Origin of the sequence: Erwinia sp. INIA01 (genome assembly GCF_025947915.1) — a bacterium.
Classification (GTDB): domain Bacteria; phylum Pseudomonadota; class Gammaproteobacteria; order Enterobacterales; family Enterobacteriaceae; genus Erwinia; species Erwinia coffeiphila.
Map to the genome: position 1 here is coordinate 115,703 of NZ_JAPDNC010000002.1, position 25,916 is coordinate 141,618.

At 55.6% G+C, this 25,916-nt stretch carries 22 protein-coding genes; 16 read left to right on the forward strand and 6 right to left on the reverse strand.

What is annotated here, in order from left to right:
* The 12 genes from OMR58_RS02465 to OMR58_RS02520 all read left to right on the forward strand — a co-directional run bounded on the left by OMR58_RS02465 (position 1) and on the right by OMR58_RS02520 (position 11,389).
* Complete coding sequence (locus OMR58_RS02465; RefSeq protein WP_264545202.1) at positions 1 to 1,014, forward strand: OmpG porin family protein; 1,014 nt, start codon at positions 1 to 3, stop codon at positions 1,012 to 1,014.
* Between the two features lie 368 nt (positions 1,015 to 1,382).
* Positions 1,383 to 2,507 (forward strand): mandelate racemase/muconate lactonizing enzyme family protein, encoded by a 1,125-nt coding sequence (locus OMR58_RS02470; RefSeq protein WP_234471960.1) that lies wholly within the window; start codon positions 1,383 to 1,385, stop codon positions 2,505 to 2,507.
* 79 nt (positions 2,508 to 2,586) lie between these two features.
* On the forward strand, positions 2,587 to 3,933 hold the full coding sequence (locus tag OMR58_RS02475; protein WP_264545203.1) for an MFS transporter: 1,347 nt from the start codon (positions 2,587 to 2,589) through the stop codon (positions 3,931 to 3,933).
* A gap of 388 nt (positions 3,934 to 4,321) precedes the next feature.
* Positions 4,322 to 5,074, forward strand: coding sequence for a Crp/Fnr family transcriptional regulator (locus tag OMR58_RS02480; RefSeq protein ID WP_244913704.1), 753 nt, complete (start codon positions 4,322 to 4,324; stop codon positions 5,072 to 5,074).
* Positions 5,075 to 5,898: 824 nt separating this feature from the next.
* Positions 5,899 to 6,447 carry a PTS glucitol/sorbitol transporter subunit IIC gene (gene srlA, locus OMR58_RS02485; RefSeq protein ID WP_264545204.1) on the forward strand — a complete coding sequence of 183 codons (549 nt, stop codon included), beginning with the start codon at positions 5,899 to 5,901 and terminating at the stop codon, positions 6,445 to 6,447.
* Between the two features lie 14 nt (positions 6,448 to 6,461).
* A complete protein-coding gene (gene srlE / locus OMR58_RS02490; protein ID WP_264545205.1) occupies positions 6,462 to 7,550 on the forward strand; it encodes a PTS glucitol/sorbitol transporter subunit IIB in 1,089 nt (362 codons plus the stop codon).
* A gap of 13 nt (positions 7,551 to 7,563) precedes the next feature.
* Positions 7,564 to 7,932: a PTS glucitol/sorbitol transporter subunit IIA gene (locus OMR58_RS02495; RefSeq protein ID WP_105592238.1), complete on the forward strand. Its 369-nt coding sequence runs from the start codon at positions 7,564 to 7,566 to the stop codon at positions 7,930 to 7,932.
* Between the two features lie 13 nt (positions 7,933 to 7,945).
* On the forward strand, positions 7,946 to 8,725 hold the full coding sequence (gene srlD / locus OMR58_RS02500) for a sorbitol-6-phosphate dehydrogenase (protein WP_105592237.1): 780 nt from the start codon (positions 7,946 to 7,948) through the stop codon (positions 8,723 to 8,725).
* A gap of 43 nt (positions 8,726 to 8,768) precedes the next feature.
* On the forward strand, positions 8,769 to 9,131 hold the full coding sequence (gutM, locus tag OMR58_RS02505) for a transcriptional regulator GutM (protein WP_200543098.1): 363 nt from the start codon (positions 8,769 to 8,771) through the stop codon (positions 9,129 to 9,131).
* A gap of 92 nt (positions 9,132 to 9,223) precedes the next feature.
* Entirely contained in the window at positions 9,224 to 9,991 is a 768-nt protein-coding gene (gene srlR, locus OMR58_RS02510) for a glucitol operon DNA-binding transcriptional repressor SrlR (RefSeq protein WP_105592235.1), read from the forward strand.
* Positions 9,992 to 9,993: 2 nt separating this feature from the next.
* The gene (locus OMR58_RS02515; RefSeq protein WP_264545206.1) at positions 9,994 to 10,956 is read left to right on the forward strand and encodes a KpsF/GutQ family sugar-phosphate isomerase; all 963 of its coding nucleotides are present in this window, start codon (positions 9,994 to 9,996) and stop codon (positions 10,954 to 10,956) included.
* Positions 10,957 to 11,185: 229 nt separating this feature from the next.
* Positions 11,186 to 11,389, forward strand: coding sequence for a hypothetical protein (locus OMR58_RS02520; RefSeq protein WP_264545207.1), 204 nt, complete (start codon positions 11,186 to 11,188; stop codon positions 11,387 to 11,389).
* A 52-nt stretch (positions 11,390 to 11,441) separates the two neighbouring features.
* Here OMR58_RS02520 and OMR58_RS02525 read toward each other — a convergent pair whose 3' ends face one another.
* From OMR58_RS02525 to OMR58_RS02540, 4 genes are all read right to left on the reverse strand, one after another.
* Positions 11,442 to 12,920: a sugar porter family MFS transporter gene (locus OMR58_RS02525; protein WP_105592233.1), complete on the reverse strand. Its 1,479-nt coding sequence runs from the start codon at positions 12,918 to 12,920 to the stop codon at positions 11,442 to 11,444.
* A 111-nt stretch (positions 12,921 to 13,031) separates the two neighbouring features.
* Positions 13,032 to 13,973 carry a sugar phosphate isomerase/epimerase family protein gene (locus tag OMR58_RS02530; RefSeq protein WP_264545208.1) on the reverse strand — a complete coding sequence of 314 codons (942 nt, stop codon included), beginning with the start codon at positions 13,971 to 13,973 and terminating at the stop codon, positions 13,032 to 13,034.
* Between the two features lie 9 nt (positions 13,974 to 13,982).
* A complete protein-coding gene (locus tag OMR58_RS02535) occupies positions 13,983 to 15,161 on the reverse strand; it encodes a Gfo/Idh/MocA family protein (protein ID WP_105592231.1) in 1,179 nt (392 codons plus the stop codon).
* A 268-nt stretch (positions 15,162 to 15,429) separates the two neighbouring features.
* The gene (locus OMR58_RS02540; protein ID WP_264545209.1) at positions 15,430 to 16,353 is read right to left on the reverse strand and encodes a substrate-binding domain-containing protein; all 924 of its coding nucleotides are present in this window, start codon (positions 16,351 to 16,353) and stop codon (positions 15,430 to 15,432) included.
* Between the two features lie 287 nt (positions 16,354 to 16,640).
* Here OMR58_RS02540 and OMR58_RS02545 point away from each other — a divergent pair, with 287 nt between their 5' ends.
* The 3 genes from OMR58_RS02545 (at position 16,641) to OMR58_RS02555 (ending at position 19,857) form a co-directional block, all read left to right on the forward strand.
* A complete protein-coding gene (locus OMR58_RS02545; RefSeq protein ID WP_200560502.1) occupies positions 16,641 to 17,663 on the forward strand; it encodes a LacI family DNA-binding transcriptional regulator in 1,023 nt (340 codons plus the stop codon).
* A gap of 239 nt (positions 17,664 to 17,902) precedes the next feature.
* Positions 17,903 to 18,457 carry a TetR/AcrR family transcriptional regulator gene (locus OMR58_RS02550; protein WP_264545210.1) on the forward strand — a complete coding sequence of 185 codons (555 nt, stop codon included), beginning with the start codon at positions 17,903 to 17,905 and terminating at the stop codon, positions 18,455 to 18,457.
* 200 nt (positions 18,458 to 18,657) lie between these two features.
* Positions 18,658 to 19,857: a multidrug effflux MFS transporter gene (locus OMR58_RS02555; RefSeq protein WP_264545211.1), complete on the forward strand. Its 1,200-nt coding sequence runs from the start codon at positions 18,658 to 18,660 to the stop codon at positions 19,855 to 19,857.
* A 45-nt stretch (positions 19,858 to 19,902) separates the two neighbouring features.
* Here the strand turns inward: OMR58_RS02555 and OMR58_RS02560 are convergent, their stop codons facing one another.
* Positions 19,903 to 21,345, reverse strand: coding sequence for an NAD(P)/FAD-dependent oxidoreductase (locus OMR58_RS02560; protein ID WP_264545212.1), 1,443 nt, complete (start codon positions 21,343 to 21,345; stop codon positions 19,903 to 19,905).
* 14 nt (positions 21,346 to 21,359) lie between these two features.
* The gene (locus tag OMR58_RS02565; protein WP_264545213.1) at positions 21,360 to 23,525 is read right to left on the reverse strand and encodes a FepA family TonB-dependent siderophore receptor; all 2,166 of its coding nucleotides are present in this window, start codon (positions 23,523 to 23,525) and stop codon (positions 21,360 to 21,362) included.
* Between the two features lie 887 nt (positions 23,526 to 24,412).
* Here OMR58_RS02565 and gdhA point away from each other — a divergent pair.
* Positions 24,413 to 25,756: an NADP-specific glutamate dehydrogenase gene (gene gdhA, locus OMR58_RS02570; RefSeq protein ID WP_200543108.1), complete on the forward strand. Its 1,344-nt coding sequence runs from the start codon at positions 24,413 to 24,415 to the stop codon at positions 25,754 to 25,756.
* Positions 25,757 to 25,916: the final 160 nt, after the last annotated feature.

Here is a 25,916-nt window from a genome sequence, read left to right on the forward strand (position 1 = left end):
ATGAAAAATTATCATGCCCTGGCAATATTTATTGCTCTGATATTACCCGGCGTCACCCATGCCAGTATGAGCATGGCAAAAGACCGGGCGGGAAACGTCATTGCGGTCGATCCCTGGTCCTATCTGGATGAGGAAGTGATGTGGACTTCGGCACGCTCTTCCAATCCTGCCGGGGGTAAAATTCACGGCCAGCTGAAAGTGAAGTATGCCATTGAGGATAACAACTGGCGGCACAGCAGCTTCCATAACGGCAGCGAATCCGCCACCTTTGTGCAGGGCGTGATGCGCCACGATGCGCTGCCGGGCTGGTATCTGGCCTTTTCCGACGGCCGCACCACCAACTATAACGGCGCATGGGATAACCAAACTTACCTTAGCCAGGATCAGTGGACGCAGGTGATTGTTGGCCATGAGTATTTCTATCAGCGGCTGCGCTTCGGCTGGGACGTGATGGGCGGCAGCGCCTCGCAGGACGATCGCTGGCAGGCGCGCGCCAAGTTCTTTGCCGATCTGCGTGCTACCGATCGCCTGTCGTTCTTTGGCTACCTGTATCAGCAGATCGACCATCGCCGCAGCGGTGCCTCGCAAAACGACCGCGATGTGCGTTCGTTCCAGATTGAGCCGGGCGTGCAGTATATTATCAACAATACCACCGGCGTCTGGTTCCGCCAGGCGTTCTCCTCCGGCATTCTCGAGCGGGCGCAGTGGGGCAATATCGACAGCAAGGACTGGACCACCTCGGCAGGCGTCTGGCACAACTGGGGCAGGCTCTCCACCACCTTCAGCGGCGGCTACGGCCACTTTAAGAAGGACAACGCCCTGCAGGACAACAGCGAGGTCTTCCAGGACAGGCGCTATCACTTCATCAAACTGACGGCCAACTATCCGATCACCTCGCGCTTTACCGTGTCGGGGGAAGTGACCGGATCGGATATTGCGCAGAGCGGAAACTGGGTAACCAACGGCGATGCGATTACCACCGAGTATAAGCTGATGCTGGATTATAATTTTTAACCTCGACGGGCCTTGCTGAACGCTAATCGCAATCGCTGCGGTTAGCATCAGGCAAGGCCCCAATAAGGCGTTATTTATTGTTGATCTGAATCTGCGAAATTTTAGTATGTAATTAATTTATCTGAATAGAACGTGAAATTATCACTCAAGGTGTTATTTAATCTGAGTGGCATCTGTTATTGCTGGAATACAGTTTTTAACCGAAACATTTAAATTATTTTCGACGGAGCCATTACCAGAAAAATCAGATCCAGCTCAAACTTTCCAACAAAATCTACCCGCCGCTGCGGATGTGTATGCCGTTTGACAGTCATCGATCCTGGCCATTGCTAGAGTATACCCACATTAACATTGTCAGGTAGAAATCGATGTCCAACACACTGAAAATTAAGAAACTCACGCCTTTTATCATGCATGTGCCGGTGACGAAAAATATCATTGGCGACTCCACTCACAGCATTACCCACTGGGGAATGCCTGGGGTGATGATTGAAACCGAATGCGGTCTGGTGGGCTACGGCCATACCGGCACCCATGCGGATATCACCACCGACCGGCTGATCACCACCATTATTACTGACGTCTTTGGTCCAATGCTGATTGGTGAAGACCCCACCGAAGTACGCCACCTTCACCGTAAGTTATCGCGTAGCTCAACCAATATCTGGGTAGGGCGCGGTGGACTGATGCAAATGGCCCTGTCGGCGATTGATATCGCGCTGTGGGATCTGAAGGCTAAACACGCCGGACAACCGCTGTGGCAGCTGTTTGGCGGATCGAAGCAGGCAAAAGTGTCGGCCTACAACACCGACTGCGGATGGCTGGTACGCGACACCGCCGAGCTGGTGGACGACTGTAAGAAAATGATCTTCGAAGAGGGCTTTAACGCCATCAAAATGAAGATCGGCAAGCCTGACCCGAAAGAGGATATCCGCCGTATCGAAGCCGTCAGAAACGCGATTGGCGATGGTGCTCAGCTGATGGTGGATGCCAATGCTAAATGGGATATCAGCACGGCGAAGCAGTACGGTCCGCGCCTGGCCGACTATGACATTACCTGGTTCGAAGAGCCGATGTGGCATGATGATGTCTCCAGCCACAAAGAGCTGGCAAAACATATGACTACGCCGATTGCGCTTGGCGAGCTGCTGTATCAGTTTGATTCGTTTAAAGAGTTTGTGCTGGCCGGTGCGGTCGACTACCTGCAACCGGATGCCACGCGCTGCGGCGGCCTGACGGCGGTGTGGGAAATTGCTGACCTGGGAATGGCATTTAATCTGCCGGTCACCCCGCATCACGGCGATATGATGCAGGCGCAGCTCCACCTTGTGATGGCGCACCCGGCCTGTTCGCTGCTGGAGTATATTCCGTGGACGCTGGACTGCTTCGTTCATCCGGTGGTCGTGAAGGACGGTGTGTATCAAACGCCAACCGAACCGGGGGCGGGCACCACGTTACGTCCGGAGGCTTTAGATCGCTTTAGCGTCAGATAATCCGATTTAATATTTCAGGGCTGTACCCTTTATTTCATTACTGTATTGATAATTAAAATAACATCAGCAGAGGAATGTCATGGATAAAACGTCTCCCGATCATTTGTCCGTCGCCATCAGCAAAGCGATAAAAAGAATTATCCCGATGGTGACGCTTATGTTTATTTTGGCCTACCTGGACCGGGCGAATATTGGTTTTGCTAAACAGCAGTTTCAATATGACACCGGGCTAAGCGATGCCGCCTATGCGTTTGGCGCTGGAATATTCTTTATCGGCTACGCGCTATTTGAAGTGCCCAGCAATATTCTGCTGTATAAAGTGGGAGCCAGAATATGGCTCGGCAGGATTATGATTACCTGGGGCCTGGTTTCCGCCTCAATGATGTTCGCCCATAACGAGAACGTTTTTATCTTCCTGCGTTTTTTACTCGGCGTGAGCGAGGCCGGTTTCTTCCCGGGGGTGATTCTGTATCTGACGTTCTGGTTCCCGCTGCATATCCGTGCCAGGGTGACCGGTTATTTCCTGTTCGGCGCGCCGCTGGCGTTCATTATCGGCGGCCCGCTGTCGGGCGGTCTGCTGACGCTGGACGGCACGCCGTTTGCCTTTGGTCTGCACGGCTGGCAGATGATGTTCCTCGTTGAAGGGCTGCTGGCATCCATCGTTGGGGTGTGGGTGATTTTTTACCTGGACGATCGCCCGGAAAATGCCAAATGGCTGAATGCCAGTGAGAAGAAAGCGCTTTCGGATAAGCTGGCGGCGGAAGACGAACAAAAAATTGCCCACGGACCAAAAGGCGCACTGGCGGCACTGCTGGACATCAAGGTGCTGTATCTGTGCCTGATCTGGTTTACCGTGCAGGTTTGCGGCTACGGTATTTACTTCTTCCTGCCGACGCAGATCGCCACGCTGATGGGAACCAAAGTCGGCCTGCTGGTGGGGTTTGTCACCGCCATTCCGCCTCTGTGTGCAGCAATAGCCGTCTATTACGTACCGCGGATTTCCGAGAAGCTGGGCGAGCGGCGGATCGTGGCGGCGGTGACCTTTATGCTGGGCGCAGCGGGCATTGCCATCTCCGGTTTTGCCGACAGCGTCCCGGTTATCGCTATTACCGCACTGTGCGTAGCCGCAGCGGGTCACCTGGCGATGCAGCCGCTGTACTGGACCTTCCCGTCTTCCTATTTAGGCGGCACGGCGGCGGCTTCCGGTATTGCGCTGATTAACTCGATGGGCAACCTGGGTGGTTTTGTTGCGCCGAACATCCGGGTATGGGCCGAGCAGACGTTCCACTCCGCGCGGGCGGGGCTGTATTTCCTCGCGCTGGTGACCTTTGTCGGCGGCGTGATGATCCTGCTGCTGCGCCGTATGGGAATGGATAAAAAGGTGGCGGCTCCTTCCACGACCGGGTCATCCGCCGCGCTAAACTAAAAGAGACGAAGCTGGCTGTATTGCCGCAACCCAATCTTCAATCAGACAACGCAACAGCTCAGAAGCGGACGGGGTTTGCCCCGACTGGAGCATCCGCAGCGCTGAACGGAGGAAGGAAGCCCGGATTCGCCAGCAGGGACGCTGGCGAAAGGCGCAGCCGTGCAGGACGCACGTCTGCGGCGGTCCGCAAGGCTGACGCGCGACGTGAAGGGACCGCGAAGCGGCGCGAGGACCAGCCCAGCCGGGGGCAAACCCCGTCAGCGCGATCGCCAAACCCAGAAGACATCAAATAAACAATGCTCAGTCAGCGAGTCAGTGTGAACATTGCACCCAGCTAAATGCTATAAATCCCCATCCCGATCCCCACCCGGCAGCAAAGGTAAACAACGTGAAATTATCCGACAACGGCCAGTACCTGCTCCAGCCCGAAGGCGATGTCATCACCCTGTCAGAACAGGAATTGCTGGCGATCCTCTCCACCAGCAGCTGGTTTAACGAACTGCCGGACTACCTGATCGCCAAAATCGTCGAGCTGTCCAGTATCCGTAACTACGAAGATGGCGATGTTATCCACTACCAGGGCGACACTTCACGCGGGCTCTATGCGGTACTCTCCGGTGCGGTAAAAGTCAGTTCTCTCGGGGCTGATGGCAAAGAGTGCGTCTTTCGCTACCTTGCGCCCGGTAGCTGGTTTGGCGAAATCGGCATGCTGGATAAATCCGCCAGAACTCACGATGCCCGCGTGATCAACAATACCCTGCTGCTGGTGCTCTCCTCCCGCGATGTGCAAACGCTGCTTAACCTCTATCCAATTTTTTATAAATTCCTCGCGCTGCTGCTGTGCCGGGTGGTCAGAAACGCTTTCACCATGCTGAATGACACCACGCTGCTGTCGGTATCGGCCAGGCTGGCAAAACGACTGATCAGTCTGGCCGAGGCTTACGGAGAACCGCATGAACGGGGGATTTTGATCGGCCTGTATCTGACGCAGGACGATATGGCTACGATTATCAATACCACGCGGCAGACGATTAATAAGCGGCTGGTGGACTGGCAGAAGCTGGGATGGATCGACGCCAAATACGGAAAAATATTAATTATGAATTCGGAAGCGCTAAAACAGCTTTATCTGGATGAGTAGTTTTTTAAAAAGGCGCTGGAGAATTGGTGGGAGGCTGACCCCCTTTTGGTAATTTCATCGCTTTTTGCTTTTTAAAGAATAAGACGCTTGTGAAGTGGGGGCTGGGGTTCAGCCTCTGCTGCTGCTCCAGGGCGGTCCTCGTGCCGCGTTGCGGTGCCTTCGGTTACGCCATTGCGCTGACGGATCGGCCAGGATTGAACATCCCTGTTCAAGCCCGGCCTGACGCCAGCGTCCCTGCTGTCGTCTCCTGGCGCAATGGCTTCACCTCAGCGCTGCGGATGCCCTTGCGCAGCAGCAGAGGCTGCCCCTTCCAGGCAATTTCATCGCTTCTTATTTTTGGGTTTTCAGGCAACTCAAATGTTTGAAAGCAGGCTGACAGTGCCCCCGAGCGGGCAATCCACAGCGCTGAACGTAGATCGGAAGCCAGGATTCGGCCGCATGGACGCGGACGAAAGTCACAGCCGGGCCAGGACGGCCCGTCTGTGGCGGTCCGACAGGCTGACGAATGAAGTGAGGGAACCGCGAAGCGGCGCGAGGACCGCCCGACCGGGGGTACTGCCAGCCAGCGCTAACACCCGACTTTGTAGCAGCCCGACCGGGGGCACCGCCAGCCAGCGCTAACTCATACCCTGTAAACAACTTAAACGGCTTTTCATCCACTTCTCATCACAAATGAAAGATTTTATCTTTCATTGTTTCTTTCACAATGAAAGATTTTATAATCGTTTTGTGACATAGATTGCTTTTTTTAAATGGTTTTCGATCTACCTTCTTAGCGCTGTGAATAAGAACGTTTTATCTGTTCTCTACGCGAGGGGTTAAAAATGATTGAAAGCATCACCCACGGGGCCGAGTGGTTTATCGGCCTCTTCCAGAAAGGCGGGGAAGTGTTTGTCGGCATGGTGACCGGCATCCTGCCGCTGCTGATCAGCCTGCTGGTGGTTATGAACGCGCTGATCGTCTTTGTCGGCCAGAGCCGCATCGAACGGCTGGCGCAGCGCTGTGCCGGGAACCCGGTATCCCGCTATCTGTTCCTGCCGGTGATCGGCACCTTTGTTTTCTGTAATCCAATGACGCTAAGCCTCGGCAAGTTTCTGCCGGAAAAATATAAGCCCAGCTATTACGCCTCGGCCTCCTACAGCTGCCACTCAATGAACGGCCTGTTCCCGCATATCAACCCCGGCGAACTGTTCGTTTATCTCGGCATCGCCAACGGGCTGACCACGCTGAACCTGCCGCTGGGGCCGTTAGCGGTCAGCTATCTGCTGGTCGGCATGATCATGAACTTCTTCCGTGGCTGGGTGACCGACCTGACCACCACCATCTTTGAGAAAAAAATGCGTATTCAACTGGACCGTCAGGTTCGTTTATAAGCGCGGAGTAAACGATGGCTAACACGATTGAGATTAAAAAAGGCGAGAGCGGCTGGGGCGGCCCGCTGACTCTGACGGCTACACCAGGCAAAAAAATTGTTTACATCACCGCAGGAACGCGTCCGGCGATTGTCGACCGCCTGCGGGAAGTCACCGGCTGGGAAGCGGTAGACGGCTTTAAAGAAGGTGAACCACCGGCGGAAGAGATCGGCGTGGCGGTGATCGACTGCGGCGGCACGCTGCGCTGCGGTATCTATCCGAAGCGACGTATTCCCACGGTCAACATTCACGCCACCGGCAAATCCGGCCCGCTGGCGCAGTATATCGTCGAAGATATCTATGTTTCCGGCGTGCGTCCGGGCGACATCAACATCGTGGCAGAGGGCGCGGCGGTTCAGGCGGATACGCTGGAGTCCGGCAGTTCGTCGGCAGCAACGAGTTCCACAGCCTCGGCGGCGACTACCCCGATTTCAGCTTCAGCATCGGCTGCTGCCTCTGCATCTGCGGCAGGTGCAGCGCAGGCAGCTTCCGGCGCGCGTGACTACGATACCAGCAAAAAAATCACCGAACAGAGCGACGGCCTGCTGGCGAAAGTTGGTATGGGTATGGGCTCGGTGGTCGCGGTGTTCTTCCAGGCGGGTCGTGAAACCATCGATACCGTGCTGAAAACCATCCTGCCGTTTATGGCGTTCGTCTCGGCGCTGATCGGCATCATTATGGCTTCCGGGCTGGGGGATTTGATCGCGCACGGACTCACACCGCTGGCCAACAGCCCGGTCGGGCTGGTAACGCTGGCGCTGATCTGCTCTTTCCCGCTGCTGTCGCCGTTCCTCGGCCCGGGCGCGGTCATTGCGCAGGTCATCGGGGTGCTGGTTGGCGTGCAGATCGGCCTTGGCAATATCCCACCGCATCTGGCTTTACCGGCGCTGTTCGCCATTAACTCGCAGGCCGCGTGTGACTTTATTCCGGTCGGCCTGTCGCTGGCCGATGCGCGCCAGGAGACGGTTCGCGTCGGAGTACCTTCGGTGCTGGTTGGCCGCTTCCTGACCGGCGCACCGGCGGTCCTTCTTGCCTGGGCAGCGTCCGGGTTTATTTATCAGTAACAGGGGAGAGCGTATGAAAACCGTTTACGAATCCACGTTTGTCGCCGTCGGCGCAGAGGCCATGTCGGCGCTGGAAGACAACTTTATTATCACCTTCGGCGAAGGCGCGCCGGAGGATGTCGCCGAGTATTGCTTTATCCACCGCACCGATATTAACAACGGCGGCACGTTTGGCGCCGGGTCGGTGCTGGCTATCGGCGAGCAGCACTGGCCGGTGACCGCAGTCGGTGAAGTCGCGCGTGAAAACCTGCGCGACCTCGGGCATATCACCGTGCGTTTTGACGGCGCGGCTGAGGCCGAGTTTCCCGGAACCGTCCACGTCTCCGGCGCTGCGCCGTCGGCGATTGGCGCGGGCCAGAAGTTTCGTATGTTGAGTGAATAACCAGGAGAGAATCATGGATCAGGTTGCTGTAGTCATCGGTGGCGGTCAGACGCTGGGTGCTTACCTGTGCGAAGGGCTGGCGGAAGCCGGTTATCGTGTTGCGATTGCTGACCTTAATATTCAGAACGCCCGCCGCGTTGCGGACACCATTAACAGCCGTTATGGGGAAGGGCGCGCTGCCGGTTTTGAGGCGGACGCCACGAAAGAAGCCAGCGTCGTTGCGCTGGCCGCAGCGGTGGATGAAACCTTTGGCCGTTCCGACCTGCTGCTCTACAGCGCAGGCGTGGCGCGGGCGGCACCGATTACCGAGTTTGGACTGAGCGATTTTGACCTGTCGCTGCAGGTGAATCTGGTAGGGTACTTCCTCTGTGCCAGAGAGTTTTCTAAGCTGATGATCCGCGACGGTATTAAAGGCCGCATCATCCAGATCAACTCCAAATCCGGTAAAGTGGGCAGCAAGCACAACTCCGGGTACAGCGCGGCCAAGTTTGGCGGCGTGGGGCTGACCCAGTCGCTGGCGCTGGATCTGGCCGAATACGGCATTACTGTGCATTCACTGATGCTGGGCAATCTGCTGAAGTCGCCGATGTTCCAGTCGCTGCTGCCGCAGTATGCCGAGAAGCTGGGCATCGAGCCGGAAGAGGTGGAGCAGCACTATATTGATAAGGTGCCGCTGAAACGCGGCTGCGATTATCAGGATGTGCTCAACGTGCTGCTGTTCTACGCAAGCGATAAAGCCGCCTACTGCACCGGACAATCGGTGAATATCACCGGCGGACAGGTAATGTTCTGATGACATACCGGCAGCTTCGGCTGCCGGTTCTGGAGGGAAGAAGATGGATCCGGTTAATACCTTAATTTGCCTGGCCGGGGTGGCCTGGCTGGGGCAAATCGCGCTGGGTTGGGTGCAAATCCGCCGCTTTAACCAGGCGCTGGCCGACATGGCCGATAATGGTCACATCAGCATTGGCCGTTCCGCCGGGCGCTTTAAGCCTCGCGTAATCGTGGTGCTGAGCCTGGACGACGATCGTCGGGTGACCGGCAACTTCCTGATGAAGGGGCTGACGGTGTTCTCCCGGCCGCAGAGTGAAGGCGCGTTGACCGGCAAACTGGTCAGTGAAATCCGTCCCGAGATCATGTTTCCACGTAATAAATCCGCGCAGCAGGCGCTGGCATTAGCCATTTCAAATAAACGGTGATACCTTTCATTCTGAAAGATTAATCCTTTGCATCACGCGTTATGCCGTCCGGGGTGAAGAGGAACAGTTCAGATATTGCAAAGGACCGTTTTATGAAACCTGTACAGCGCCAGGCACAAATTCTCGATTATCTTCAGGATAAGGGACGCACCACCGTGGAGGAGCTGATTGCGCACTTCAATACCACGGGAACCACTATCCGTAAGGATCTCGCCCGGCTTCAGCAGGAAGGCGCGGTCATCCGTACCTACGGCGGCGTGATGCTGAACCGCGATGAAGGCGATCAGCCCATCGACAGAAAAACGCTGATTAACATAGAGAAGAAAAAGCGCATCGCCGCGCTGGCGGCAGGGCTGATCCACGAGGGCGACTCGCTGATTTTTGATGCGGGGAGCACCGTGCTGCAAATGGTGCCACACCTGGCGCGCTTCAATAATATCACCGTGATGACCAACAGCCTCGGCATCGTCAACGAGCTGGTGGAGCTGAACAACGATCAGGTGATCCTGATGCCCGGCGGCACCTACCGCAGCACCTCCGCCTCGTTCCACGGCAGCCTGGCGGAATCCGCCTTCAGCCACTTCAGCTTTGATACGCTGTTTATCGGTGCCGACGGCGTGGAAATTACCGCTGGGGTCACCACCTTTAACGAAGTCTTTGCCGTCAGCCAGGCGATGTGCCGCGCGGCGAAGAAGATTGTGTTGCTGATCGACTCCTCCAAATTTGGCCGCCGCAGCCCGAACGTGGTGTGCAGCCTGGATGCGGTCGACGTGCTGATCACCGACAGCGAAGTGGCGGATGAAACCGTCGCCCAGCTGCGGGAAAAAGGGATTCAGGTCATTATTGCCGGGGAGAAATAACCGTGCGGGACATTTTATTAAACGCGGCGCGCGAGACGATTGCCACCGAACTCCAGGAAGCCGCCAGTCTGCCCGACAGGCTGAACGACGATTTTGTACAGGCCTGCATGATGGTGCATGGCTGCGGTGGCAAAGTGATTGTCAGCGGCATCGGCAAGTCCGGCCATATCGGCAGAAAAATTGCCGCCACCCTCGCCAGTACCGGCACTCCGGCGTTTTACGTGCATCCTGCCGAAGCGCTGCACGGCGATCTGGGGATGATTTCCGCCGGAGACGTGGTGATCCTGATCTCCTACTCCGGCCACGCCGCGGAGTTTGTGCGCATTATTCCACTGCTCAAGGCGCTGCCGGTGGGGATTATTGCCTTCACCGGCAATGCAAACTCCCCGCTGGCGCAGGCCGCCGACCGCTGGATCAATATTCACGTGGAAAAAGAGGCCTGCCCGCTGGGGCTGGCCCCGACCTCATCGGCGGTGAATACGCTGATTATGGGCGATGCGATGGCGATTGCGCTGATGCGCGCCCGCAACTTCAGCGAACAGGACTATGCCCGCACCCATCCGGCGGGGAGCCTGGGCGCTCGCCTGCTGTGCCTGGTGGGCGATATTATGCGTACCGGGGAGAAAATCCCCCGCGTGAATGTCGACGCCACGATTACCGATGCGCTGTTTGAGCTGACCCGCACCGGGCTGGGGCTGGTGGCGGTCACGGGTGAAGACGGCGCGCTGAACGGCGTGTTTACCGACGGCGACCTGCGCCGCTGGCTGCTGAAGGGCGGGGTGATTGCCGCCCCGGTGAAGGAGGCGATGAGCACCCCGGGCTTTACGCTGCTGGCCTCCCAGCATGCCGCCGAAGCGCTGGCGCTGTTCCAGCAGCGCAAAATCTCCTCCGCGCCGGTGCTGGGCGAAGACGGCATGATTATCGGCGCGATTAACGCCCACGATATTCGCGAGGCGGGGATCTGATCCTATTCCGGCAGCGGCGTTTCGCCGCTGTCGAACATTCATTCAGCTAAGACATCAGCCAAAGTTTAAATAGTTTATTGAACATTCAATAACGACATGTAATTATTTGCGCGAAAACCTTATTAAAAGTGCGGATTATTAGATTTATTACTAACTAATATCTTAAATTTCGCACCGTGCGGCGGAACAGGGTTCGTTCCAGATTATCATCATCGTTAATGAAATTATTATGTTTATTAAACTCATCAGCTATAGCCGCTATATTCAATGGACTTTATCTTTTTATTTCACCCTGTCCAGACGTACCGGCGGGCGAATTGCCCGCAGGGAACTTAAATACTGGGCATTTTCCTCTGCGGGTCCGGATTTCGACTGGACAGCGATCGATCCTGAGAAAGCCGCACATCAGGCAGCAAGCGTTTACTGGGAGTGACTGGCTGCCCTGGCTATCCGGCAGCGGCGTTCTGCCGCCGCCTTACTGATTATCAGCCCGCCTGGCGCGCCGTTTTCTGGCGCTTCTGGGCTTTCATCACACGCTCTTCGTCATACTTCTCACGCAGATAGTGTTCAATCTGTTCCAGGCTGCGGTTACGGGTTTCCGGGATATATTTCAGCACGAAGATAATGCCGACGATGCCCACCGCACCATATATCGCAAAGGTGCTGGCCAGCCCGAACGATGCCAGCAGCACCGGGAACGACATGGCGATAATCACGTTGGAGCACCAGAGGGCAAACACCGCGCCGCCCATGCAGATACCGCGAATTTTCGCCGGGAACATTTCGGACAGCATCAGCCAGATCACCGGCGCGTAGGCACCCTGCATAAAGCACAGGAACAGCAGCATCGAGCCTAAGATCAGATAGCTGCGCAGCAGGTTGACCTCGCTGCCAATATGCTCCGGCATAAACGCCGAGATCGCCGCCAGCAGGAACAGGCAGCAGGTGCAGCCAATCTGCCCCAGCGCGGCCATTTTACGTCGCCCGATGTAGCCCAGCAGCAGAATGCCAATCATCACCATAATCACCGAAACGACGCCGTTGGCGATGGTGGCAAACAGCGCGGCGTTAGTGCTCATGCCGGTGTTTTGCAGGATAACCGGGGCGTAATACATAATGCTGTTCACCGCCGTTGCCGCATGGAAGAAGGCGAAGCCCACGCCGATCAGAAACACTTTCCGCATCCACGGCACCCGCAGGTCGCGCAGTGAACCTTTCTCCTGCGCCTGGGCGGTCATGGTTTCTTCGATCTCCATCATCTCCCAGTCCACGTCTTCCTTTGCCCGGGTGCGGTTCAGCACGTCGCGCGCTTCGGCAAAGCGGCCCTTCAGCGCGTACCAGCGCGGCGTATCCGGCATATACAGCATGCCGAACCACAGCAGCACCGCAGGCAGCGTGGCGATGCCCAGCATCCAGCGCCAGGTGTGTTCGCCGCCCCAGATTTCGTTAAAGGCGAAGTTGGACATATAGGCCAGCATCTGCCCGGTGACGATCATCAGTTCGCTGATGGACACCAGCTGCCCGCGCCGGTTGGCCGGGGCAATTTCGGCCAGGTATACCGGCACCGTGGTGCCCGCGCCGCCCACGGCGAGGCCGAGGATCACCCTGGAAATCAGCATCACCTCCAGGTTGGGTGCCAGCGCCGTGCCGAGCGCGCCAACGGCGAAGATAATCGCCAGGATCAGAATAATTTTCCGCCGTCCCAGGCGATCGGCCAGGCTACCGGACACCAGCGCGCCGGTGGCCGCACCGACCAGCAGGGAGCTGGTGACCAGCCCGGTAGTAAAGGGCGTTAACTGCAGTTCCGGCCCCATAAACAGCAGGGCACCGGAGATCACCCCGGTATCGTAACCAAACAGCAGGCCGCCGAGAGTGGCGATGGCGGTGATCACTTTAACTAAGGGTTCGGTCCGGGTTTTACTGTTAGGGCCAGATGCCGGATTTTTAGAGAGGTAATGTTCCAAAATTCACACTCCGGATAAAGACTGGGCTATGTGGTGTGGTTGTTATTGGCCAGTCGGGGATTGAAATGACGGATGCGGGTGGCCGCGCGCAGCGGCCACCGAAAAGCGGAACTACTGGCTGATGGTTTGTTGCAGCGCGGCGATAGAGGAGGTGACGCCCGCTTCCACCGACATGGTGAGATCTTCCATCTCCAGAGAAACCCAGTCGTTGTAGCCCATCATGCGCACCACCGAGAAGAACTCCTTCCACCACTGCAGATCCTGGCCGCAGCCGACGGCCACGTAGTTCCACGCGCGGTTGGCAACGTCTTCCACCGGTTTGGTTTCCAGCAGGCCGTTGATGCCGACCAGGCCGCGTTCCATACGCACGTCTTTGCCGTGAACGTGATGGATCGCCGGGCCAAGGGCGCGGGCGGCGGCAATCGGATCGGCACCCATCCACAACAGGTGGCTCGGGTCGAGGTTCAGGCCGACCGTTGGGCCAACGGCATCACGCAGGCGGAACAGCGTTTCCGGGTTCCACACCAGCATTGAGCTGAAGTTTTCCAGCGCGAATTTCTCCACTCCACAATCTTTCGCCCGGGCAACCAGCCCCTGCCAGTATGGGATGGCGACTTCATTCCACTGGTAGTCGAGGCAGTTTTTCAGCGTTGGCGGCCAGCTGACGGTGTAGGTGATCCAGTTCGGGATGGTGTCCTGTGGGCTGGCCGGCGGCAGGCCGCTCATCATTACGATTTTCTTCACGCCAAAGTGGCCCGCCAGCTGTAACGCTTTATCGGTGTCGCTCTTATGGCGCTGACCCAGTTCGCCCGGATCGAGCGGGTTGCCGGAGACGTTCAGTGCGGCGATCTGCATGCCGCGGCTTTCCAGCGCCTGAAGAACCTGCTGGCGCTTAGCCGGGCTGGCCAGCAGCTCGTCGGTGCGCAGATGCGGGGCGGAAGACCAGCCGCCGGTGGTCATTTCCACGCCGGTCACGCCGAGTTCCAGCAGTTTATCCAGCATCGCTTCAAAGGGCAGGTGGCCCAGGCTGTCGGTACAGAATGATAATTTCATGGCGGTGCCTTACTCGTAGTTAACCCAGGTGGAGCCGTTGTCGGCGGAACGTACACAGTTTTCAATCCAGCGAACGCCTTCCAGACCGGCGTCGATATCGGGATAAATCAGGTTTTCCAGCGTCTGACGATCGCCACGCTGCTGTGCGCTGATGGCGATGGCGAATTTCAGGTAGATATTGGCCCAGGATTCGGCCAGCCCTTCGGTGTGCAGCGCGCCCAGGCGTTCGTCGGCCAGCGCGCTTTCATCTAGGTACGGCATGCCGTGGTGCATGGTTTGCGTTGGCTGGCCCTGAATTTCATATTTCAGCTCGCCCGGGTTGTAGTCGCTCCACTGCAGGCTGGCTTTGGAACCAATCACGCGGATGAACTGGCTGTCCATGGAACCGGCGTTGATGGAAGAAGCCCACATGCGGCCAACCGCACCGCCTTCGTAGTGCATCAGCACCATGGCGTTATCTTCCAGCGGCGCGCGCGACGGGATAAAGCTCTGGCGGTCGCACAGCAGCGATTTGATATGCAGCTCCGGCAGCACCAGCTGGGAGATGTAGAACGTGTGGGTGGAGATGTCACCCAGCACGAATGTCGGCCCGGCAATTTTCGGGTCTACGCGCCACTTCTGCGCTTCGCTGAATTTGTCGGCGCTGTCGTTAGCGCTGAAGCCGTGGGTGTATTGCAGTTCCACCATGCGCACCTCACCGATTTCGCCGTTGGCGATCATCGCCCGCATCTGCATCAGCAGCGGATGGCCGGAGAAGCCGTAGGTCACGCCAACGATCAGCCCTTTTTCCGCTGCCAGCGCTTTGATTTCACGTGCTTCGGCGGTGGTGAAGAACAGCGGCTTTTCACAAATTACGTGAATACCGGCGTTCAGCGCGGCTTTGGTGATCTCATAGTGGGTGCCGTTTGGCGTGGCGATGGTCACCACTTCGATGCCGTCTTCGCGCTTCGCTTCTTCCGCCAGCAGCTGCTGGTAGGTGTCGTAGCAGCGCTCTGCCGCCACGCCGAGGTTGACGCCGAAATCGCGGCCGCGTGCGGCATCGATATCGAAGGCGCAGGCCACCAGCTGGTAGGCGGTGTTATCGCGCAGCGCGCCGCTGCGGTGCTTGTAACCCACCTGGCTCAGGCGGCCGCCGCCGATCATGGCCCAGCGCAGTGGACGTGGGATTTTTCTTTCGCCGTTAAGCATATCTGACTCCTGAATGTTGTTTTGCACCCGGGTGCAAAAAAGGACGTTAAACGGGTTTCACAGACGGTGATAAGCGCTATTGCTGCTGCTTGCCATGTGCTGCACTTTTAGAGATGGCGAAGATTAAGTCAATCGACCTGATGCAAAATTCACCATCCGGATCACAAAAATTCAACAAAATGCACCCGGGTGCAAAAACGGATCTACCGAAGGCAAACCCGCTGTGATATGGGCATTATCCGGGTTAAAAACAGGGAGATACGGGTGATTACTTCGCGTTTTTCTCTGCGAAGCTGGCGTAGTTCTGCTTTGTCACCACTTCATAGGGGATCCAGTTGTAGGCTTCGGTCGGCTGTTTTTCCAGCATCGCTTTGGTCACTTTTACCGAACCGATGGCCTGGCCTTTGGCATCCTGGAAGATGGTCACCGCCATTTCGCCATTCTTGATAAACTGTAATCCGTCCGGCGTACCGTCGATGCCCGCGACTACGATGTTGCTGCGTTTCGCCTGGTTCAGCGCCATAATCGCCCCGATGGCCATTTCGTCGTTGTTGGCGGCAATCCCGTCGATCGCTGTGCCGTTCAGCAGCCAGCTGGCGGTAACGTCAACGGCTTCGTTACGCTGCCATTTTGCACTCTGTTTCTCGATAACTTTCATGTCCTTATGCTTAGCGATCACCTCTTCAACCGCGCGGGTGCGCTCGCGGGCTTCTTCGGTGGAAAGTGCGCCCATCAGGATGGCCACATTGCCTTTGTAGTTCATTTTTTTCGCCAGCTCTTCCATCTGCATTTTGCCGCTGAGCGCCGAGTCGGAACCCACGTAGGCCTGCATGCCTTCCAGCTTCACTTCCGGCTTGCGGTTCACAAAGATCAGCGGAATGCCAGCGCGTTTGGCGGCATCCATCGCCGGTTTAACCCCCTGAGTATCCACCGGGTTGAGGATAATGGCATCCACGCCCTGGTTGATAAAATCGTCCACCTGCTGGATCTGTAACGCCACGTCACCTTTGGCATCGGAGAACTGGCCGTTCATCCCCTGGTTTTTCAGTTCGGCGATCATTTGCGTGCGAAGAATGGAAACGAAGTTTAAATCGAAGTTCGCCAGGGCCACGCCGACCTGATAGCTTTTGGCCTGGGCCTGGAACATAAACAGCGAGCAGAACATCAACAGCAGCACTTTGATATTTTTCATTTTTTTATTCCATATCATAAGGTTGTCGGCTGATTCGTATTACGAATGCAACCGGGTGCAAACAGAGGGGTACTCCGCCGAAGAAGAAATTTGCTTTCGCCGGGGGAGTGATGGAAATGTCTTCCACGCCTAAAAATTAGTCAATCACCGAAAGTGAAAATCACTGCGTTTGATCACACAAAATTAACATTTTGCACCCGATTGCATTTTGTTTTTCGATTTCTTTTCCGCCGGGTTTAGCGTTCAATGCAGGGGGCAGATTGGGCAAACTCTGAAACGCAGGGGCTATGACAACAAAAACTAAAATGCACCATAAAACCACCGCCAACGACGTGGCAAAGCGGGCCGGCGTGTCGAAATGGACCGTTTCACGGGCTTTTACGCCGGGGGCGTCGGTGTCCGACCGGGCGCGCGAAAAAGTGCTGGCGGCGGCAGGCGAACTGGGCTACCGACCAAATCTGCTGGCGCGCAGCCTGTCGAAGAAGAAAACCAATATCATCGGTGTGGTTATTGATGAACTGAAAAACCCGCATCTAATGATGCTGCTGGACGCTGTGACTCGCCAGCTGCAGCGGCGCGGCTGCATGGCGCTGACGCTGAATATCACCCCGGGAGAAAACTACACCTCGGTGATGACCATGGCTGACCAGTTGCAGGTGGACGGGATTCTGTTTCTCGGTACGCTGCTGACCGACGAACTGATCGCCGTAGCGCACGACATGCTGCATATTCCGCTGGTGCAGGTGTGCCGCAATAACGATGCGGATGATATCGATGTGGTCAATATCAACGGCATCCAGGCGGGGCGCGATATCGCTAACCTGCTGTTGCAGCAGGGATATCATCGCTTCGGCTACATGAAAGGGCCGGATACCAGCAACGATCATTTGCAGCGAATGGAAGGCTACCGTGCGCGGTTGCAGGATGCGGGCCATGATGTCGGCGTGCTGCTGACCGCCGGACATTACGACCGGCATTCAGGCTACCGGGCGATGGCCGACTATCTGCAATCGGTGCCCGCAGAGCAGTGGGTGGATGCGCTGTTTTGTGAGAACGACATCCTGGCCCTGGGTGCGCTGGAAGCCCTCAGGCTGGCCGGGCATCAGGGCGAAATCGGCATTGTTGGTTTTGACGATATCGATGATGCCGCTGCCGAAGGCTGGCAGCTGACCACGTTCAGCCAGCGTATTGATCTGCTGATTACCGAAGCGCTGAACCGGTTGATTGATGACCAGGCCACGCCGCAAGGGGAGTGGCGGAAAGGTGAAATACGCATCCGGCGATCCCATTTGAAGAATCGCCTGAAATAATCGTGTAAGACGGAATGTGATGTTTAATGTGCACATTCCGTTATTTTTCAAAATCTCATTTTTTCGTAAATTAATTGTATTCAATGATTAAATATTATTTTCTGATGAGTGATTGCATCAGGGTGAATCGTTGTATTTCATTTGTCACCAACCGCAATAATATCGACTTTTATTAACGTTGGTAAGATTTTCGATGGAATGCTATGATCCGCGAAGTTTTTTAACGGGGTGTATTTAGCATGGCTGGCGAAACTCGAACTGCGGCAAAATTGAAGAAAAAAATTATCATTGATGCAACCATGAGAGTTTTGCGCAAGCAGGGTATAAACCAGTGCAATCACCGCGCCGTTGCCGAAGAGGCCGGGGTGCCGCTGGGGTCGACCACCTACTATTTTAAGAGCCTTGACGATCTGTTAGAAGCTGCGATGCAGTCTTATCTGTCAGTTTTTAAAGAAATAACAGAGAAGTGGTTCTCTCAGCATGCTGAGCTGCCACCTGCCGATATCGTGATAAAATTCCTCATTACCACGCTAATGGACAGGAAGCTTATCCATCACGAATATGAGATGTATGCTGCGGCGATATCCCGGCCTTCGCTTCGGCCACTCAGCCTCAGCTGGCTGCTGATTATCGAAGATATGATGTTGAAATACGTCACGGAAGATTTACTCAAATCAAAGCTCCTCTCCTCGATGATTGACTCGCTGCTGATGCGCAGCGTGCTGGAACCCGACAGCATTCTTTTCGACGAAGAAAATTTAGTCACGGCCATTCATCTGCTGCTTCATAAATGATTTTGTCATTTAACTCGACCTCTCACAGGATTTAAATAAAAAGACATCAGCAATGGTGTCTTTTTATTTTCCAGCAGGGCATTCACCCGAAAAGGTTGTACAAATGTACACGTTTAGTAAAATTGTCACCTCTTCCGGCGCAGTCTCTTATCGTGACCGGTTAATCCTGACTTTCACTAGCAAAAACTATGGGTGAATGAATGTCCGACGTAAAAACACATGATGCTGGCCGCATCAGCCCGGCGCTGATTGTCCTGCTCTCTTTGCTGACGGCGCTTGATGCGATGGCAATCGATATGTACCTTCCCGGTATGCCGGATATGGCCGTTGCGTTTAATACCGATGCGGGGCGCATGCAGCTGACGCTGGCTATTTTTCTTGCCGGGCTGGCAATAGGGCAGGCGCTGTATGGTCCTCTGCTGGATCGGTACGGCCGCAGAACGCCGGTGCTGGCGGGAATGGCACTTTTTTCCGCAGCTTCTTTTGGCGCGGCGGCAGCGACCTCCGTTGAAATGCTGATGGTGATGCGGTTTTTGCAGGCGCTGGGCGCGTCGGCCGGACTGGTCAGCCCGCGAGCCATCGTCTCCGATCGCTACAGCGACGGCGAGGCGGCAAAGATCTTTACGATTTTGATGCAGGTGATGATGATTGCGCCGGTGGTGGCCCCGGTCGTTGGTGGTTACGTGCTGGGTTTGGGCGACTGGCGGCTTATTTTTATGATGCTTGGTGTGCTGGGGACGGCGGGTTTTTTCTGGTGTGCCGCATCGCTGCCTGATTCTCTGCCGCTGGCAAAACGTACACCTTTGCATCCCCGGTCGATTCTGCGCGCCTATGCCGCAGTATTCAAAAACCGTCGCTATATGCTCTACACCATCGCCAGTGGCGTGGCGTTGGGCTCACTGTTCAACTACATCGCAACCTCGTCTTTTATCTTCACCCATTTCTATGCGCTCTCTCCTCAGTCGTTCAGCTATATCTTTGCGCTTAATGCGCTGGTCAGCATCGTTGCCGGTTTTATTAGCGTGTGGCTGTTGAACCTGGGGATGTCGGCCAGGGCGGTGACGATACTCGGTCTGGGGCTCCATGCTGCGATGGGTTTGCTACTGGCGGTGGTGCTGGTGATGCATGGCGTCACGGCGGTGGGTTTTACCGTGATGCTGGCCGCTGCGATGGGGTCATTAGGTCTGATTTACGGCAATATTATGGCATTAGTGATGCAGAATGCCGGTAGTTCCGCTGGGGTGGCAGCGGCGGTAATGGGGGCACTGCAATATCTGATCTCATCGCTGATTGGCTATCTTATCAGCCTGTTTCCACAGGGCCCGTTAAGCCTGGCGTTGAGTATTCTGCTCTGCGGTCTGTTGGCCATCGCGCTCTGTACGCAGGTCAGAGACGCATAAAAACAGCCCGCGCATCAAGAGGCGCGGGCTGGAATACCGGCAGAATCAGTGGCGGAAGGTGAACGGCGAACCGTCGCTGAAGCGGTTGAAGCGGTAGATATGAGGATTACAGGTGGTCTGATCGCCGGCTATCAGCTGCGCCAGCATCTGGCCAGCCGCCGGGCCGGTCGTCAGGCCATTTCCTGAAAAGCCGGTTATCACGTAAATATCGTTGCGGTTGGCGACGGCGGAAATGTAGGGCGTTGAGTCCGGGCTGGCATCAATAATCCCGGCCCATTGCTCTTTCACCGTGGTCTGTTGATAGGCAGGCCAGGCACGGCGAAGGTTTGCCAGCGCCTCCTGCGTTGCCGCGTGGTCAACCTGGCCGGACAGCATCCTGATCTCTTCAAACGGCGTAATATCCTGTGCCGACCAGCGTGATTTCATATTCAGCGAATGGAAGAAATCACGGGTGAACGTTATCTTCAGCAGATCCGACGAATAGCGCAGGCTGGGGAAGAAATCGGTCAGGTACTTAAAGCTGGCTTTGGTCACCGGCGCGATATGCTGCATCACCCCAATTGAGGTTTCACCATTTGCCATCTGCCGCCAGACAAAATCGGGGCCATAGCCCGCGCCGGGTAAGGTTCCTTCAGCGCTGCTGATGCGCATCATGGAAGAGTCAATCGACAGCTGCGGCAGATGATAGCCCGCGTTCTCGGCGAACAGAGCCGACCAGGCGCCTCCCGCCAGGACCACATTCTGGCATTTGATAAAGCCCTGTTCGGTATGGACGCCCGCAACCCGGCCCGCTGCGTATTCGATGGTGCGTGCGGCGCAGGGCGCAACAATCTTCACCCCTTCCCGCATGGCACCTTCGGCGATACGAGATACGGACCAGACCGGTTCTGCGGTGCCGTCGCTGGCCTGATACAGCATTGCTTTATATTTGTCCCCGGCACCGGCAATAACGGCGTTCATCGCTGCACCGGAAACGATGCGGGCATCGCATTGCGGATCGCGCGCGCGGGCGTGCTTCAGCCACTCTTCTGCCGCTGAGATTTCTTCATCGGTGTGCATCATGACGTAGTTGCCCGATGCTCTGAACCCCACGTCGGTATCAAAGCGGCTGGCAAAGCCCGACCAGATACGTTTGGACTGATTGGCTAACTCATACTTGCCCAAATCCCAGTGGTTGGAATAAACCCAGCCGAATGCGCGGCTGGACTGCTCTCCGGCGACGACGCCTTTTTCCAGCACCACCACGTTCAGTTTCTTTTCATTAAGGAACAACGCGGTGGATATTCCGGCAATGCCGCCGCCAATCACCACCACGTCGGCTTCCGCCGGGAGATCCGCCTGGGTTGACACTGCCTGAGCGCGCGGGATCTGCGAAGCTGAAATGTACCCGGGGCGGGCGGCGGTAAACACCCCCGCCGTAAAGCCCACCGCTGCACCGGCAATACCGCATCCTGCGCCCATTAAAAATTTACGACGACTGACTGACATCTCTGTTCCTCGCCTCAGAATGATACGGTAGCGCCGAAGTAATACGCCCGGCCCGGTTCGTTATAGGTTGAGGCCCCTTCGGCCCGGCGTTTAATCTCTTTATCAAACAGATTGCTGATGCCGGTTTTCAGATCGAGGTTCTTCGTCATCTGGTACTGCAGGTTTAAGCCCACCAGTCCATACGATCCTACGCGGGTCTGATCCAGGCCGTTATTTAACTCGGTATGGTTAACGGCATATTTTCGTGGCTTTTGCGGGCCGTAGAAGGTGTAGCTGACGTTCGCCGACAGGTCCTGACGGATTTTCCAGTCGAGGGTTGAGTTAATGGTGTATTCAGGAATAATCGACAGCGGATTTCCGGTGGTTTTATCCTCGGAGGTAATCATATAAGTGGCGTTAGTATTAAATTTCAGCGCATCGCTGACCGGGACGGTGACGTTGGCTTCCAGACCCTCCACCACCGCTTTTCCGGTATTTTCCCAGCGCAGAATGGCGGTACCGGAATTCGTTGCGCCAAGGAAATCATTACCGGCGATAATTTTATTTTTATAGTCATTTCTGAACCACGTAATACCCGCGGCCCAGCCCTGATGATTAAATTCCAGCCCGATCTCTTTATTCACGCTGACTTCCGGTTTGAGATCGTCATTGCCCGCCAGGTAGCAGGGCTCATAGCCCACGGTGAGCGGGCAGCCATTACCCCGGGAATAAAGCAGATAGTCGGGGCTGGACTGGTACAGGTTTGGCGCTTTGAACGCCCGAGCAATACCGGCCTTCAGAGTAAAGTATTCGCCCAGCGCCTGTGACAGATTCAGGCTGGGGCTGAAATTGCTGCCAAAGCGGTTATCGTAATCCATGCGCAGACCCGGTATCACCTGGGTGGTTTCGGTGGCCTGAATATTGTCTTCGAAATAGATGCCGCTCAGATCGGAGTGGGACTTCACATGGCTGCCGTTTGCCGCCGCGCCGCTGACGGCATCGCCGGAAATCAGCGTTTGCAGTGCTGAATTCGGGGCCTCAAGCTCGGAGCGGTTCCACTCCGCGCCAAGGGTAATGGTCTGCTCACGCAGCCAGTCAACGGGGAAGTTAATCTCGCCGTTCACCCGGTAGTTCCGCAGCTGGCTGGTGATGAAACCGGCCCCGTCTTTAATCGACCCCTCCGTGCGCCCGGTCAGGCCTTCATCGAGTCGGCTGTTGCGCGTTCCGTCATACTGGAATGCCAGCTTAGACTGGCCCCAGTCCCAGATGCCGTTGTGCGTGATGCCGAAATTCTGCCGATAAAGCTTATTGGTTTCCGCGCCGGACTGCGCCAGCGCCTTCGTGGCATCAGAAGCCAGGCTGAACTGAGTATCACCCGCGTAAATATTTCCCTGCCTGCTGTAGCCCGCTTCGAAATCAAGAGTTTGATTGTTGGTTGGTTTCCAGGAGAGCACGGCGTTAATATCTTTATTACGTACGCCTTCACGTCCCGCAGGGGTTAAACCCGAACTGTTATCTGTGCCATTAATCGACGGACTGTCGGCTTTGGTTTTATTCCAGCTGCCGTACAGTCTCATCGTTAATGCTTCATCCGCCAGTGGGCCACTGAGGCTGAAGTTGGTCCGGTTAGTATTCCCCTCGCTGCTGCTTTCTGGCTGATTGAGGAAATAGCTCAGCGAGCCGTGCCAGGCATTGGTTGGCCGTTTGGTGATGATGTTCACCACGCCGCCCGCCGCGCCGGAACCGTAACGTGCCGCTGCGGGGCCTCGAATCACTTCAATACGTTCAACTTCTTCAGCCGGTACCCAGTTGCTGTCGCCGCGCGTGTCGCGTTCGCCGTCCCACGCGTAGCGAATAGCATTGCGAGAGGTGACCGGATTACCATCGATCAGAATCAGCGTGTTTTCCGGGCCCATTCCTCGAATATCAATCTGCCGGTTATTTCCCCTGGCGCCGGTGCTGCTGTTGCCGGTGAGATTCACGCCCGGCATTTTGCGAATAATATCTGAGAGATCGTTAACCGGAGGATGTTTACTGATGTCTTCGGCGGTAATGACCGACACGCCCGGCTGCTGTTTAATCTCCTCTTCGGCGGTGACGAATAAGGTTTGTTCAGCGGACTCTTCTTTTTTTAGTGGATTATCGCCATCCGCATCAGCGGAATACGCGGGAGGCAGGATGCCGTATAGCGCGAAAAGCATCAGTACCCTGAGAGGTTTGAACGCAACAAAAGTCGTGGTTTTCATAAGATAAGCGCATTTTTTTAATAAGGATGTTTATGATATGCATTCTCATTAAAGGATGTAAACAGAAAAGTGTACATATGTACAACTTATTAATCCCTTCAAAAACAGTGCCTATTTATCGGGAATGGTGGTGGCAAGAATGACCGGTTAAGTGAGAGATCGTATTCCTGGAGAAAAGGATGGCGCTTTTTAAACGGCGAAGATAAGGGTGTTTTAAGTGGATAATAACAATTCGTGATGTGACGTCAGAGGCTAATACTTGTCGGAATTTGCGGTAGCCTGAACTATTACTTCGATAAGTAATGGATTATTTTATCTCCAGGTTTTGAGCATTGCCTTTATGCTTTTAGTGATAAGTGTGCCACCTTAAATGGCTTTTATTCGCGAATGTTAATCAGGTTTAATAACCATTTTGGGTTATTTAATACCATTGTAAAAAATGTGAATTAACGGGTGTTTTTACCGTGTCTTTAATTTTTATGTGTCTTTATGATTAACTTTAATTAGCATTTATTTGTCATAATTTTTTCTTATAGATTGTCTTAACCTTATGTAATTATGGTCTTTTTGTTATGGTGCCAAATGGCTTGTATTGGCATGGTTGATTTTAGCGCGATCCCTTGCAGAGCACGCCAGCCGTGCCCTGGACGATGATGAGTCACGAAATTCGTGCGTCATCCTGTCGCTCGATATAGGTTTTCAGGCGATTAAAGGTGCAAAACTTTTTTGTTGTGCGCTTGAAAAGCGATGATATAGTCGTTGACGCACAATATTACCTCACTGGCTATTCAAATAACTCTTAATTAGCACCAGTGACATCCCACAGTCAGAAGGATTTAGTAATGAAAGGTTTTAACTCTCTGGAGTCGTTTCTAACCTCCGTCCAACAGCGTGACCCTAATCAACCGGAATACCTGCAGGCGGTACGTGAAGTCTTTACCTCTCTGTGGCCGTTTCTGGAACAGAACCCGCAGTATCAGGAGCAGGGATTGCTGGAACGTTTGGTGGAACCAGAGCGAGCCATTCAGTTTCGCGTAGCCTGGACCGACGACCGTGGCCAGGTACAGGTGAACCGCGCATGGCGCGTGCAGTTCAGCTCTGCTATTGGTCCTTTCAAAGGCGGTATGCGTTTCCATCCTTCTGTAAACCTGTCAATTCTGAAGTTCCTCGGCTTTGAACAAACCTTTAAAAACGCACTGACCACGCTGCCGATGGGCGGGGGAAAAGGCGGTTCTGACTTTAATCCGAAAGGCAAAAGCAACGCGGAAGTGATGCGCTTCTGCCAGGCGCTGATGACCGAACTGTATCGCCACCTGGGCCCGGATACCGACGTTCCGGCGGGTGATATCGGTGTGGGCGGCCGTGAAGTGGGCTTTATGTCCGGGATGATGAAAAAGCTGTCCAACAACACCAGCTGTGTGTTCACCGGTAAAGGTCTGACGTTTGGCGGCAGCCTGATCCGTCCTGAAGCCACCGGTTATGGCCTGGTGTACTTCACCGATGCAATGCTGAAGCGCCACGGTCTGGGCTTTGAAGGCAGCCGTGTTTCCGTTTCCGGTGCCGGTAACGTGGCGCAGTACGCCATCGAGAAAGCGCTGGAACTGGGTGCGCGTGTCATCACCGCTTCCGATTCCGGCGGCACCGTGGTGGATGAAGAAGGCTTCACCACCGAGAAGCTGGCGCATCTGGCCGAGATCAAAAACGTACGTTACGGCACCGTGGAAGACTACGCCCGCGAACGCAACCTGGTTTACCTCGCTGGCCAGCAGCCGTGGAGCGTGCCGGTGGATATCGCGCTGCCGTGCGCCACGCAGAACGAACTGGATCTGCCAGCCGCTAAGCAGCTGATTGCAAACGGCGTGAAGGCCGTTGCCGAAGGCGCAAACATGCCAACCACGATTGCGGCAACCGATGCCTTCCTGGATGCGGGCGTACTGTTCGCACCGGGCAAAGCGGCTAACGCCGGTGGCGTGGCGACTTCAGGTCTGGAAATGGCGCAGAACGCCGCGCGTCTGAGCTGGAAGGCTGAGAAAGTGGATATTCGCCTGCAGCACATCATGCTGGATATTCACCACGCCTGCGTTGAGCACGGCGGTGAAGGCAAACAGACCCATTACGTTCACGGCGCGAACATCGCTGGCTTCGTTAAAGTTGCCGATGCGATGCTGGCGCAGGGCGTACTGTAAGCGTTCAGGCCGTCTGCGGTGGGCGATTGCGCCCACCGGGCGGCATCAGCAGGCGGCATCCGTAGAGACGCCGTCTTCTGCAAAACAGGCTCTGTCGGTTACCCGGCAGAGCCTGTTTTATTATGTGGCCTGCCGCCACACGCTTACGTTTTTTCAGCAG